Annotated in this window: 14 protein-coding genes and 3 tRNA genes; 9 read left to right on the top strand and 8 right to left on the bottom strand. The window is 73.4% G+C overall.

The genetic code is table 11. The features are described 5' to 3' along the window. Window positions 1-128: 128 nt before the first annotated feature. The 4 genes from AB0H12_RS36865 to AB0H12_RS36880 all read left to right on the top strand — a co-directional run bounded on the left by AB0H12_RS36865 (window position 129) and on the right by AB0H12_RS36880 (window position 3,129). Entirely contained in the window at window positions 129-1,607 is a 1,479-nt protein-coding gene (locus AB0H12_RS36865; protein ID WP_499629255.1) for a family 43 glycosylhydrolase, read from the top strand. 473 nt (window positions 1,608-2,080) lie between these two features. After that, a complete protein-coding gene (locus AB0H12_RS36870; RefSeq protein WP_499629258.1) occupies window positions 2,081-2,482 on the top strand; it encodes an ATP-binding protein in 402 nt (133 codons plus the stop codon). Window positions 2,483-2,644: 162 nt separating this feature from the next. After that, window positions 2,645-2,989 (top strand): SPW repeat domain-containing protein, encoded by a 345-nt coding sequence (locus tag AB0H12_RS36875; protein WP_499629286.1) that lies wholly within the window; start codon window positions 2,645-2,647, stop codon window positions 2,987-2,989. Window positions 2,990-2,994: 5 nt separating this feature from the next. Continuing rightward, window positions 2,995-3,129, top strand: a complete 135-nt coding sequence (locus AB0H12_RS36880; protein WP_499629260.1) for a hypothetical protein — start codon at window positions 2,995-2,997, stop codon at window positions 3,127-3,129. A gap of 139 nt (window positions 3,130-3,268) precedes the next feature. On the opposite strand, the gene AB0H12_RS36885 is transcribed toward AB0H12_RS36880, so the two are convergent. Then, the gene (locus tag AB0H12_RS36885; RefSeq protein WP_499629261.1) at window positions 3,269-3,544 is read right to left on the bottom strand and encodes a hypothetical protein; all 276 of its coding nucleotides are present in this window, start codon (window positions 3,542-3,544) and stop codon (window positions 3,269-3,271) included. 259 nt (window positions 3,545-3,803) lie between these two features. On the opposite strand from AB0H12_RS36885, the gene AB0H12_RS36890 reads away from it, so the two are divergent. The 4 genes from AB0H12_RS36890 to AB0H12_RS36905 all read left to right on the top strand — a co-directional run bounded on the left by AB0H12_RS36890 (window position 3,804) and on the right by AB0H12_RS36905 (window position 6,477). Continuing rightward, a tRNA-Ala gene (locus tag AB0H12_RS36890) sits at window positions 3,804-3,877 on the top strand. A 10-nt stretch (window positions 3,878-3,887) separates the two neighbouring features. After that, window positions 3,888-3,959 (top strand) — tRNA-Ala (locus AB0H12_RS36895). Window positions 3,960-3,985: 26 nt separating this feature from the next. Next, window positions 3,986-5,320, top strand: a complete 1,335-nt coding sequence (locus tag AB0H12_RS36900; protein ID WP_499629263.1) for an SDR family NAD(P)-dependent oxidoreductase — start codon at window positions 3,986-3,988, stop codon at window positions 5,318-5,320. 5 nt (window positions 5,321-5,325) lie between these two features. Then, window positions 5,326-6,477 carry a leucine-rich repeat domain-containing protein gene (locus AB0H12_RS36905; RefSeq protein ID WP_499629288.1) on the top strand — a complete coding sequence of 384 codons (1,152 nt, stop codon included), beginning with the start codon at window positions 5,326-5,328 and terminating at the stop codon, window positions 6,475-6,477. Here the strand turns inward: AB0H12_RS36905 and AB0H12_RS36910 are convergent. From AB0H12_RS36910 to AB0H12_RS36920, 3 genes are read right to left on the bottom strand one after another with little or no spacing between them, the layout of a single operon-like run. Beyond that, a complete protein-coding gene (locus AB0H12_RS36910; protein ID WP_499629265.1) occupies window positions 6,468-7,289 on the bottom strand; it encodes a hypothetical protein in 822 nt (273 codons plus the stop codon). The genes AB0H12_RS36905 and AB0H12_RS36910 overlap by 10 nt on opposite strands. Further along, complete coding sequence (locus tag AB0H12_RS36915; protein ID WP_499629267.1) at window positions 7,247-8,317, bottom strand: hypothetical protein; 1,071 nt, start codon at window positions 8,315-8,317, stop codon at window positions 7,247-7,249. Before AB0H12_RS36915 ends, AB0H12_RS36910 begins: the two co-directional genes overlap by 43 nt. After that, window positions 8,317-9,756, bottom strand: a complete 1,440-nt coding sequence (locus AB0H12_RS36920) for a vWA domain-containing protein (protein ID WP_499629269.1) — start codon at window positions 9,754-9,756, stop codon at window positions 8,317-8,319. Before AB0H12_RS36920 ends, AB0H12_RS36915 begins: the two co-directional genes overlap by 1 nt. A gap of 13 nt (window positions 9,757-9,769) precedes the next feature. On the opposite strand from AB0H12_RS36920, the gene AB0H12_RS36925 reads away from it, so the two are divergent. Continuing rightward, window positions 9,770-9,845: transfer RNA gene (locus AB0H12_RS36925), tRNA-Gly, on the top strand. A gap of 87 nt (window positions 9,846-9,932) precedes the next feature. On the opposite strand, the gene AB0H12_RS36930 is transcribed toward AB0H12_RS36925, so the two are convergent. The 4 genes from AB0H12_RS36930 to AB0H12_RS36945 form a co-directional block, all read right to left on the bottom strand. Next, the gene (locus tag AB0H12_RS36930; RefSeq protein ID WP_499629271.1) at window positions 9,933-10,769 is read right to left on the bottom strand and encodes a hypothetical protein; all 837 of its coding nucleotides are present in this window, start codon (window positions 10,767-10,769) and stop codon (window positions 9,933-9,935) included. 113 nt (window positions 10,770-10,882) lie between these two features. Further along, on the bottom strand, window positions 10,883-11,080 hold the full coding sequence (locus tag AB0H12_RS36935; protein ID WP_499629273.1) for a hypothetical protein: 198 nt from the start codon (window positions 11,078-11,080) through the stop codon (window positions 10,883-10,885). Continuing rightward, a complete protein-coding gene (locus tag AB0H12_RS36940) occupies window positions 11,077-11,889 on the bottom strand; it encodes a hypothetical protein (RefSeq protein WP_499629276.1) in 813 nt (270 codons plus the stop codon). Before AB0H12_RS36940 ends, AB0H12_RS36935 begins: the two co-directional genes overlap by 4 nt. A 2-nt stretch (window positions 11,890-11,891) precedes the next feature. Further along, window positions 11,892-12,404, bottom strand: a complete 513-nt coding sequence (locus AB0H12_RS36945) for a SigE family RNA polymerase sigma factor (RefSeq protein ID WP_499629277.1) — start codon at window positions 12,402-12,404, stop codon at window positions 11,892-11,894. Window positions 12,405-12,637 lie beyond the last annotated feature (233 nt).

Here is a 12,637-nt window from a genome sequence, read left to right on the forward strand (position 1 = left end):
CCGCCCATCGATGTGAGCGCTAACAGAGCTGGCCCTACTGCCGTGGCCGGTCAACGCTGGTCCAGCGGGACTCGACCGGCCGGTCGCGCGTCGTCCGACTCCACCCCGCTCCCCACCCAGGAGTTCCCATGATGCTTGCCCATCGGCGTGGTGCGGGCCGACGAGCCCTGTCGCTCGTCGCCGCCCTCGTCGCCGCGCTGTCCGTGGTCCTGGTGAGCCAGGACCACGCCGACGCCGCGCCCGGCCCGTCGTTCACCAACCCGGTCGTGCCGGCGCCCAACAGCGCCGACCCGACGCTGGTGCAGCACAACGGCCAGTACTACTACGTCGCCACGACGTGGACCTCCGACATCCTGATGCGGCGGTCGTCCACGATCGCCGGGCTGCGCAGCGCGCCGGAGACGCGGATCTTCACCGCGACCCAGAACGAGGGCTGCTGCACGATGTGGGCCCCACACCTCGAGCAGATCGGCAACCGCTGGTACGTCTACTACTCGGTGGAACCGCGGTCCGGGTACGGGGCGCGCCGCACGCACGTGCTGGAGAGCGCCGCGAACGACCCGGCGGGTCCGTACACCTATCGTGGCGTGCTCAACCTGATGCCGAACAACGGTTGGGCGATCGACGGCGCGGTGCTCAAGCTCAACGGAGCCCTGTACTTCCACTACTCGGCCTTCCACGCCGACGGGCTCCAGTCGATCTACATCGCGCCGATGAGCAGCCCGACGACGGTCTCGGCCCACGGCACCCGCATCTCCGCGCCCACCCTGGCGTGGGAGCGGCAGGGGCAACCGGTCAACGAGGGGTCGTTCGCCCTGCAGCGCGGCGGCCGGACGTTCCTGACCTACTCCGCGAGCTACTGCGGCACCGCCGACTACAAGCTGGGCATGCTGGAGTACCGCGGTGGCGACCCGTTGGCGCAGAGCTCCTGGACGAAGTTCGCGAACCCGATCTTCCAGCGCAACGACGCCGCCGGCGTCTACGGCCCCGGCCACCACTCGTTCTTCACCTCGCCGGACGGCACCGAGACCTGGATCGCCTACCACGCCAACTCCTCGTCGTCGCAGGGGTGCGGCACCACCCGCACCACACGGGTGCAGAAGATCTCGTGGAACGCCGACGGCACGCCCAACCTCGGCGTGCCGGTGTCCACCTCCACCGTGCTCCAGGGACCGTCCGGCGAGACCGGCGGCGGCACGCGCGTGCGGATCCGCAACGAGCACAGCGGCCTCTGCCTGGACGACTACAACCTCGTCACCACACCGGGCGCGGAGGTGCGGCAGTGGACCTGCAACAACCTGGCCGCGCAGGACTGGTACCTGAGTGCGGTCGGCAACGGCTACTACAGCGTCGTCAACGGCCACAGCGGCCTGTGCCTGGACAACAAGGACTGGGGCACGGCGGCGGGCTCGCCGGTGCACCAGTGGACGTGCAACGGCCTCGCCGTCCAGCAGTGGCGGCTGACCACGACCAACGGCACGACCACGCTGGTCAACCGGCACAGCGGCCTGTGCCTGGACAACAAGGACTGGGGCACGGCGGCGGGCTCGCCGGTGCACCAGTGGACGTGCAACGGCCTCGCCGTCCAGCGGTGGGTCGTCGGTTGACCACCTGAGCGGGCCACGGCCCGGCACGGGTGGCCGGCGGCCCCTCCTCCCGCCGGCCACCCCTGGCCGCCGTCACCTGCCCGAAGACCGGCTTTGCCCGGCACAGGGGCTGAGGGGGATCGTCAGGTGTTCGTCAGGTCGGACGGGCGCTGTTCGGGGCATGATGGTGTGGCGACTCGCGGGGGCGGTACCCACGCGAGTCGACCATTCTCCGCCCACCCGCGCGGTGGACGACCCGATCACCGCGGCGCGGTCCCGCGTTCCGCGCCGACCGCCGTGACGAGCGGGTTCCCCGCGCCCGGGCTGGACGACGCGGTCTGGCGGCTGCTGTGGAGCCGGGCGGTCGCGGACGGGTGGGGTGGCCGTGGCCGCGCGATCGGCCCCACTCGTGCCTGCGCTGCGCGGGGTGAAGCCGCCGGCGACCGCAAGGCGATCGTCAGGTTCGCCGCGGCCGGTTCACGGGATGCTGGAACGTGTACTCCGAGCGCCAACCTCGTGATCCGGCACGCGGCCACGACACCGTCGTCCTGGTCATGGAGGACCACGACTCCCCGCCGGCACCCGAGGTCGCGTCGTGGTTGCGGGACCGCGTCGGCGGTCGGCCCGGCCAGGACGTCCTGCGGGTGGGTGTGGTCGTCGGCGAGCTGCTGGACAACGCCCGGCGCCACGGCGAGCCGCCCTACGTGCTGGAACTGACGACGGACGCGTGGACCGACACCCTGACGATCCGGGTCCGCGACCACACGCCCCGGCACACCGCGCCGTGGTCCCTCGGAGCCGGGCTGCTGATCGTCGACGGCCTGGTGGAGCAGTGGGGCGTCGTCTCGGCGGCGGCGCACACGACCGTGTGGGCCAAGGTGCGGTTCGACGACTGACCTCCGTCCACCCGATCGCCTTCCGTCCGCCCGGGCACGCCGACCGGAACCCCGCACCAGGAGGTCACCATCGACCACGAACCCGACCACTCGTTCCACGCGGTCGGCCCCCGGCCACCGCGGCGTCACGCGATCGCCGCCCGGCTGAGCTCGGGTGCGTTCCTGCTCGGGCTGTGGCTGGTCGTGTCACCGTTCGCCCTGGGCTACGGCGTCGTCGGGACCTGGTTCACCGGCCACGGCAACGAGGTCGTCACCGGGATCGTCGTCGTGGTGGTCGCGCTGACCGGCGCGATGGCGCCCGCGGACGCCAGGTGGGCCGGTCCGGTGCTGGCCGCGGCGGGCGGGTGGCTCGCCGCCGCACCGTGGCTGATCGGCTACCGCGACCAGGTCGACCCCACTGCGGCGACGGTCAATGACCTGGTGGTCGGCGGTGCGGTCGCCGTGCTCGGCGTCACGGTCGCCCTGGTGATCCGTCCGCCGAGGACCGCGGACCGGGATGCCGGGTGATCGGCGTGCCCGGTTCGTCCCGGGTCGTCGTGCTCGTCGGTGACGGCGAAGCGGAGGACGTGGGGTCCGGTCGCTGGGTGACGGTCGGCGTCGGCGCGGGGTTCGCGGTGGAGGTGGTCAGCGGCTGCGGCTCGCGTTGAGTGGTGACGCCGCAGGCCGTGAGCAGGCCGCAGGCGACCAGCAGGAGTGCGGCGGTCCTCATCGTCCGACCTCCGGGATCTCCGCGCCGACGCCGGCACCCGGCCTCGGCTCGTCCGCTCGTCGGCACCGGCCCGGGTCTCAAGCCCGCGGGTAGACGCCGAAGTGGATGCGGCCGGCGCGGCGCCCGCGCACGTCCAGCACCTTGTCCGACAACGCCTGCGCCGCCCGGGGGTCCAGGAAGACGCGGGTGTCGCCGCGGGCGACGACCACGTCGTCGGCCGCCGGGTGCGGCTGGATCGACAGGTCGAAGTCCCGCTCGGCCTTGGCGATCCGCAAGCCGCCTTCGCGGCCGACCCCGGTGGCGGCGGTCAGCTCCTCGATGGCGCGGGCGGCCGTGTGGTCGATGTCGAGCACCGTCGATCTCCTCCGTGCTCCAGGGGCCGGTCACCGCCGACACTAGGTGCCGGTTGGAGGGGACGGGCTTCCTTGCGTTGCACCGCAAGGAGATTGTCAGGCGGCGGCTGTTCCGGCGATCCGGACCGCGCCAGCCGGTTCTCGGCGCCGACAGCATCGCGGGCACTTCGATGCGGACCACCGCCGCCGACGCCGAGGGCAGGGCGACGGACAGCCTGGCGACCTCGGCGCGGCTCGGAGATAGGATGCCGTCCAATGCCCAGGTCGTAGCGCAGAGGCAGGCGCTCCGCACTGGCAGTGCGGGTCACGCCGGTTCGAATCCGGCCGCCTGGGCAGGCTGTCCGGTCCCGTAGCGCAGAGGCAGACGCGCCGTCTCCGCAAGGCGGACACGCAGGTTCGAATCCTGCCGGGACCACGACGACCGGGGAGAAGACCAGCGGGATGGACGAGCACGAGCAGGCGGCGTTCCACGCGGCCGTCGCCAGGCTGCGCGCCCTGCCCGCCGACGATCCGGTGCGCCTGCGCGCGGAGCGGGTCGCGGAGTCGTTCGTCCGCGACGGCAAGCAGCGGCGGAGGAAGGTGCGGGCCGCCGAGCGCGCGGCGGCCGACGCGGCGGTCGACGCCACCACCGCCACCGGGGGCCACGATCGCCGCGAGGACGCCCCGCTGCACGTCGAACCGGCCGCGCCGGCGCGTCCGCTCGCCCGGCCCCGCCGCTGTTACGTCTGCAAGGCGGGGTACCGGCTGGCCGACGCGTTCTACCACCGGCTGTGCCCGACCTGCGCGGCGGAGAACGCCGAGCGCCGGGTGGCGCGCGTGGACCTGGCGGGACGCCGCGCGCTGCTCACCGGCGGCCGGGTGAAGATCGGCTTCCACCTCGCGCTGATGATGCTGCGCGACGGCGTGGAGCTGATCGTCACCACGCGCTTCCCGCACGACGCGGTGCGGCGCTTCCGGGCGGCGCCGGGCAGCGAGGCGTGGCTGGACCGGCTGTCGGTCGTGGGCATCGACCTGTGCGACCCGCGCCAGGTGCTCGGCCTGTGCGAGTCGCTGCGCGCCGAGGGCAGGCCGCTCGACATCCTGGTCAACAACGCGGCCCAGACCGTGCGCCGACCGCCCGGGTCGTACGCGGCCCTGGTCGGCGGCGAGACCGGCGTGCTGCCCGCGAACGTCCGCCTGGCGCCCGGGTTCCGCCCGATGCCCGTGCTGGGGAACACCCGCCAGGCGCTCACCCCCGTGCCGGCGGCGGGAGGGATGGCGGTGGACGAGGCCGGGTTGCTGCCCGACACCGCGCCGGTCAACTCCTGGTCGTCGCACATCGGCGAGCTGGACCCGACCGAGGTGTTGGAGACGCAGCTGGTCAACGCGCTAGCGCCGACCCTGCTGTGCGACCGCCTGCTGCCGCTGCTGCTGGCGTCGGCCTTCCCGCGCCGCTACGTCGTCAACGTCTCGGCGGTCGAGGGCCGGTTCGCGGTCCGGAACAAGACCGCCCGGCACCCGCACACCAACATGGCCAAGGCCGCGCTCAACATGCTGACCCGCACCAGCGGCCCCGACCTGGCCCGGCGGGGCGTGTACATGTGCGCGGTGGACACCGGGTGGATCACCGACGAGAACCCGGCGCCGAAGAAGGCCAGGCTCGCCGAACGCGGTTTCCGCACGCCGCTCGACGTCGTCGACGGCTCGGCGCGCGTCTACGACCCGATCGTCCGGGGTGAAGCGGGCGCGCCGGTCGCAGGCGTCCTCCTCAAGGACTACCGCGAGGTGGACTGGTGAGCCCGATGCGACCGCGCCCCGCCGGCGACCTCGAACCGCTGCTGTCGTGGCTGCGCACCGGCGGCACGACCGACCGGCGGTTGGACTTCCCATCCGGGACCGCGCTCCCGGACGGTCGTCTCGACCTGTGCAAGCAGGCGCTCGGGCCGACCGGGGCCAGGCTGGTCGCGGACGCGCTGCGCCCCGGCGTGGTCCGGCACCTGCTGCTGGGCACCGACGAGCTCGGCGACGAGGGCGCGGCCGAGGTGGCGGGCCGGGCCGTCGAACGGGAAGTGGAGACGCTGTACCTGGGTTGCAACGGGATCACCGCCGGTGGCGCCTGCGACATCGCGGACAACCTGCGCGCGTCGCCGCAGGCGTCCCGGGTCACCGGGATCTGGCTCAAGCGCAACCCGCTCGACGGCGGCGCGGGCGAGGCCGCGGTGGGAATCGTCGAGGCCGCCCGTTCGCTGCGCACCCTCGACCTGGTCCAGACCGGCCTGGACGCGCCGGGCCTCGCCGTCCTGGTGGACGCGCTGGTCACCGCCGCCGCGTCCGGGCGTCGGGTCGAACGCCTCTACGTCGGCGGCAACCCGCTCGGCGCGGAGGGCGCGGCGCACCTCGCCGTCCTCCTGCGCGCCGACGTGGTCAGCGAGCTGTACGTGTCCGCCGCGCGGCTCGGCGACCGGGGCGCGGAGACCATCGCGGACGCGCTCGTGCCGGGTGGGCGGCTGCGGCGGCTCTCGGTCGCCAGCAACGGCATCGGGCCGGCCGCCGCCACCCGGCTCGTGGTCGGGGCCGTGGCGGCGGGCGTCGAGGTGTGCGACCTCGGTCGGGTGAAGGCGGCGGGAGTCCTCGGCGCGCGGGACAACCGGCTGGACGAGGCCGCGACGACCACGATCGCCGAGGCGCTCGCGGCACGGCCACACGGGTTGCGGCACCTGGTCCTGAGCGACACGGGGCTGCGCAGCGGCGAGGCGCACCGGCTGCTCGACGGTGCGCTGCGGGCCGTCACGCCGACGCGTTTCGCGCTGGGGAAGGGCATCGCCACGAGCGTCCGGCGCCGGTTGGACGCGTTGAGCGCGGACATCCCTGACCGACCCGCGCCGCACGCCGACGTGTCCGCCGTGCGCAGCGTGCACCGGCAGCCACCGCCCGGCCCGCCCGGTCAGCCCTGACGCGCCATCCGCGCGAACGTCTCCACCCAGAACCGCTGCCGGTCCTCGGCGACACCCACCAGGTAGGTCGCCCGCAGCTTCGGCGGCAGCAGCGCGACCAGCCGGACCACCACCTTGCGGTGCCGCCGCAGTTGCGACAGCTCGGCGTTGGCGAGCACCTGGTGGACCACGTCGCTGTCGTTCGTGCCCTCGCCGGACTCCTCGCGCGACCGCCGCAGCCTGGCCTCCCACGCGTCGACGTGCCGCGCCAGCTCGCCGAGCCCGGTGACCGCGCGCCGCGCCAGGCGGTCGACCAGCGCGGTGAGCGGGACGGGCGCGTACTCGCCGTCACCGAGGTAGATCGTGGCCATCTCCAGCGGCAGGCCGCGGTCGTGCAGCTTCACCAGCCGCTCGATGGTGCGCTTCGTGATCCACGCCCGGCCGTCGTCGTCGATGTCGTGCTTCCACCACTCCAGCACGGTCTCGGCGACACCGCCGTAGGCGCCGATCAGCCACTCGTTGGCGGGGATGTCCTCCGGCTCGACGGTGAGCGACGCGGTGAACCTGGTCGCCTGCGCGATGTTGTTGCGCGACACCAGGAGTTTCCGGCCGAGGTGGTACGGCGGGTTCTGGATCGCGACCTGCGCGCGGAGGTTCTCGATCCGGCGGCCGGCCAACGACCACTCCTGCGTGATCTCCATCAGCTTCGCGAACGCCGCCTTGTCCTTGGGCCGGTTGTACTCGTCCCACACGATCGCCTTCGGTTCACCACCGGTGAACTGCCCGGCCATCAGGTTCTCCAACGTGCCGTCGCGGTCGGGATCGGCGCGCACAGATCCTCGACGTTGGTCACCGGCAACGAGAAGTACAGCGGCTCCCGGCCCAGTTCCTCGCGGATCGTCTGGCGCACCAGCTGGGTCTTGCCGCAGCCGGGCGGCCCTTGCAGCAGCACGCTCCACCGGTTGCGCACCGCGGCCCGCAGCACCCGCCGCACGGGGTCGGGGACCGTGGCCGGGTTCGGCACGCCGAGCGCGGCGGCGATCCGGTCGAGGACCTCCGCGGTGCGGTCGCGGTCCCGGCCGCGCCCGCCGTCCGCGTGCGGTTCCACCAGCCGCAACCGCTCCCCGTTGACCAGCGGCAACCCCCAGCGCAGCGGGAAGCCCTCGCGGGCGTTGGCGAGCACGTGGTCGACGGTGCGCGGCGACAGCAGCTCGCGCGTCGCCGGGTCGAGCGAGTTCCAGACGCCGAACACCCCGCGCAGGTCCCAGTCCCGGTACTTCGCCGCGAGCGTCGTGCGCCAGGCGGTGTCGTCCGCGGTGACGCGGGTGGTGACCACCCGGTCGAGGATCGCGAGGTCGCCGCGGCGGGTGGAGGTCTCGGCCAGGGACTCGTTGTCGCTGAGGAACACCCCGACGCAACCGAGGGCGCGCAGGTCGTGCTCGCCGAGCGTCCAGTCGCAGGCGATCTGCATCAGCTGCGACTGGATCGTCTCACCGGCCTGCAACGAGTCGTCGATCAGCAGCACGAACCGCTTGCCCGGCTTGAGCTGGCTCATCACCAACTGCCGCAGCACGAGCTCACCGGTGTCGGCGTCGCGCACCGGCGCGTTGATCAGCAGGTCGTCTGGCGTGAGGTTGGCCGCGGGCACGAACACCAGCTCGGTGTCCGGGTACGCCTCGGCGATGTGCGAGAAGAACGTGGCCGTCTTGCCGATGCCGTGCGCGCCGTACACCTGCCCCGTCTGCCCGATGTCGATCATCGCGTCGATGAACGCGGACAGCCGCGACCCGCCGGTCCAGCCCTCGGGCGGCACGGGGTAGGTCGCGTTGGGCCGCCACGGTCGGCTCTTGGTGTCGCTCATCAGCCTGCCGTCCGGGTCACTGGCCGCACGCGGTGGCAGGCCATCGGTGGGTCGTGGGCGTCCGGCCAGTCGTCGCCGCCCGGTGTGATCAGCCAGATCCACTTGTCGGGCTCGGCGGGCGTCACGTGCGGTGCGTGACCGTCGGTCAGGACGACGACCGCGTCGGCCCGTTCCTCGAACGGCACGCCGTCCAGCGCGGTGCGGCCCTCGACGTAGTCCACCACGGCCTGGAAGCTCGTGCCGCCGCCACCGAGCACCGCCTGACCGGGTTCGAACGGCATCACCACGGCGTCGAACGACAGCCAGTGCGCCTCGACGCCCTCGATGCGGCCGACCAGGTCGGTCATCCACCCGACCACGTCGTCCGGCATCGAGCCGGACGTGTCGTAGGCGATCACCAGCACCTTGTCGCGCTCCGGGCCGCGCCGCGACAGCACGGGGGCGTGCCCGAGCGCGGCCAGCACCGCACCCCGCTTCCTCGGGTACACCAGCCGTTCGCCTTGGCGCAGCTTGGACGCGAGCACGTCGACCAGCCACCGCTGCCACCAGTCGACGACGCCGGTCCGCGCGGTCGTGCCGCGCAACGCGCCCGCGCCGAGCGAGCCCCAGATCCGGGCGGCCCGCTCGGACGCGCTCGCGGTGCGGTCCATCAGGTCGAGCAGCTCCGCCTCGGCGCTACCGTGCCCCCGGCGTGCGGCGAGCAGGGAGTTGAGCAGCACCGAGGACGCGGTCGCGTCGACGGTCCGCTGGTCGGCCGGGACGTGACCGGGGACGAGGTGCACGCACAGGGGCGCGGGCACCGGCGGGTTGCGCATCCGCTTCAGCTCGCGGTACACGGCCAGGTCGGTGTCCAGGAAGTCGTCGTAGGGCAGTGGTTCGAGGCCTTGGGCGGTGAGGTCGGCGACATAGTCGGCGTGGACGTCCCTCGGGTCGACGCCGGTGGGCCGCCCGTCGAGCCGGGGGAGCGAGGTGCGGCGCAGCCGGACCATGGCCACGTGGTTGATCGCGACCTCGGCGGCGATGGCGAACACCGGGTCCGCGCGCAGTTCCGGTTCTGTGAACAGGTGCCGGTGCACCAGGTGGCGAGCCTCGTGGAACAGCACGAACTTGACGCCGTCCAGCCCGATGCCGACGAAGAAGTCCGGGTTGAACAGCAGCAGGCACGAGCCGTCACCGGAGGCGACGACCGCCGCCGTGCCGATCGCCGTGGTCGCGACCTGGTGGCGGCACTTGGAGAACAGCCAGGACGCCACCGCGGACTCGGTCAGCCCGAAGTCGAGCAGCGCCGCCTCCTTGAGCCGCTCGGCCTCGGTGACGACCGACGGCTCGGCCGGGCGCCAGGAGACCAGCGCCTGCCGATCGGTCAGGTCGACGACGTGCCGCTTCACGCTGCGCCGGCTGATGCCCCCTCCTCCTCCGCCCATCCGTCCGCTGGTCACCTACGATCGACGCGACGGGTCGTAGCGCAGGGGCAGACGCACCGCCTTGCCAAGGCAGATCACGCTGGTTCGAATCCAGCCGCCCGTCACCCAGTGCCGTGGCCTGCGACCTTCGTCGCGTGTTCCGGCGCCCGTCCGACCGTCGGAACACGGGGCAAAGGCCGCCGGCCACGGCACTAGACCAGGACGACCGCGCCGCACGTGCGCACCAGTTCCGGGGCCGTGCCGGTGAACGTCGGCAACACCTGGGCCAGCACTGCCCACGCCTCCGGGTTCGCGCCCAGCTCACGCCGGACGAGCGGCGTCAGGAAGTCCGCGGCCTCACGGGCGCGTTCGGGGAACAGGACCGTGCCGATCTGGAGCACGTCGAGCACGGACCGCGCGGGCGTCCAGCGTTCGACGTACTCGCGCGGGTCGCCGACGATGCCCGCGCGCGTCAGCCGGTGGGCGAACTTCGGGTGCGACCCGAACTGCGCACGCACCTCCGGCGGGCAGTCGACGCGGATCGACAGCGCCCACCGCGCGTACCCCGGCAGCGGCTCGACGCGGTCCGCGTCGACGATCTCGGGCCAGTCGGCCCTGCTCACCGCATCGGCCGCCACCCGTGCCGCGGCCATGGACCGCGCCTGCCGCAGCTCGCCGACCAGCCCGGACGGGCCGACGACGAGCGGCGGTGCGCGGTGGGAGCAGCCGGGCGTGTCGCACGTCCGCACCACCGGCAGCGGTCCGGTCGCCGTGCCGAACGGGACGCCGCGGATGATGTCGCGCCTGATCGCGTCGGTGGCGTGCGCGTGGTGGTAGGCCAGCGCGTTCGTGGTGGGATCGTCCCGCTCCACCATCCACAGCAGCACCGACGTCGGCGCCCGCAGCTGCTGGAGCCACCACGCCCACCACCGCGCGGGATTCGCCTCGGGCTCGCCGATCCCGAGCCGCCGCCGGACGGTCGCGGCGTCGTCCGGGTCGATCAGCGAGAGCAGGAAGTGCACCCCCGGGACGTTGTTCCCTCTGTCCACGCCCGGATTGTCGCACGGTGATCCACGGCGTCCACCTCGATTTGCTCCGCGGCAGCGGTCGACGGACCAGCCGTGTGCGGTGACGTCGGCGCGCGCCCGCAACGGCACGGTCGTCAGCCGAGTGGTCGCGTCGTCCAGGTCGACCTGTCGTCCGGTGTCGGCACCAGCCGCACGCTCCGGGCGACGGCGAGCGAGGCGTCGTCGCCGGCGACTCCGCCCCAGACGTCGACCGCGAACCCGGCGGTGACCCCGTAGATGGTGACCTTGCGCCCGTCGACCATCGCCGGGTGACCGTCCACGGTCCGGTTCACCCCGTTCCGCAAGGCCATCCGGTCGCCGTTCTCGACGGCGACCGCGACGCAGTCGACGCACTGACCCGCGTCGGCGGGGTCCTCGGCGGCGAAGAGGAGCCCGGTGCGCACGAACGGGTCGCCGGGTGGGCGCAGGTCCGCGGTGGTGCCGACCAACTGGTACGGCGCGGGACGGTGAACGGCATGGTCACCGGCTCGCCGGCGCCGACCCGCACGGCCAGCGCGATGCGGCGCGCGGTGTCGCGGTCCGCCTCGTCCTCGGTCCTGACGTCCTGGTAGCGGACGAACGCCCAGGCTCCGTCGGTCCACTGCCAGGCGAGCAGGTCACCGGACGGCCTGTCGACCCAGTAGGCGGGCCGGCCGTCCACGGGTTCGGTCGGGGTGCCGGTCTCCGGCCGCAGCACGCCGCCCTCGGCGTCCGCGGCCTGCCTGCCCGGGGCGTGCACGGTCACCGACCCCAGCCCCGTCCACCCGGCGTCGCGCACGCTGATCCGCTGCCAACGCCGTGCGGTGGTGTAGGAGTCGATGACGATCCCCGGCACGTCGGCGACCGCGACCACCCTCCGCAGCGGGTCGAAGTCGCGGGGCTCCGCGGCGCGCTGCGACGACGTGGCGGGATCGACGGAGGAGCCCGAGCCGCCCGGCGGCCCCAGGACGGGCACCAGGAACGCCACCGCGGCCACGAGCACCCCCGTGCCGACCCACCACGTCCGCACCCGCCCGCGTCCCACCCGGATCGCCCGGTCGATGTCCACCTCGGACGGTGGCAACGGGTCCTCGTCGCGCAGCGGGTCCAGCAGTCGGTCCACGATCAGGCCTCCTTCGCGGTGATGGGCAGCGGGCGCTCGTCGAGCAGCCGCCGCATGGTCGCCAGCCCGCGCGCGGTCTGGCTCTTGACCGTGCCGGGGCTGCAGCCGAGCGCTCCCGCGACGTCCTCGACCGACATGTCGAACAGGAACCGCAGCACCAGCACCACGGACAGCCGGCGTGGCAGCCGGTCGAGCGCGGCCCGCGGGGTGGCCCGGTCGTCGGCCCGGTGGTCCGGCTCGACGGCGACCTCGGGCGCGGAGGCGAACAACGACACACCCGACCAGCGCAACCGGCGCTCGTCCAGGTACACCCGGACCAGGATCCGCTGCACGTACGCGTCGGTGTTGTCGGCCGCACGCGCGCGCCGCCGGTTGACGTAGAGCTTCGTGATCGCCTGTTGGACGAGATCGTCACCGTGGTGCGCGTCGCCGCACAGCCGGTACGCGGACCGGCGGAGCCGGTCGAGGCCGGCCCGCACGTACTCCACGTACTCCCGTTCCAACGCCGCCTGCATCGTGCTCCTTCCGTCCCCCTACCCGTACGACGGGCCCGGGACGCCGGCGGGTTCTCGCTGCGGTCGGGTTCGTCGTCCGGCGGCCGGCGAGGGCGAGGTGTCAGGCGTTCGCCTGACATCACGGGCCCCGCGCTCCGCCTAGTGCGTTGACCACATAGGTTCGCCGGGTTGGTCAGGCTGCTCGTGGTCGGCCCCAGCGTTGGTGGCGTTCGCTGCGGATGCGGGCTCGTTCT

This window comes from Actinosynnema sp. NPDC023794 (assembly GCF_040639675.1).
Taxonomy (GTDB): Bacteria; Actinomycetota; Actinomycetes; order Mycobacteriales; family Pseudonocardiaceae; genus Actinosynnema; species Actinosynnema luteola.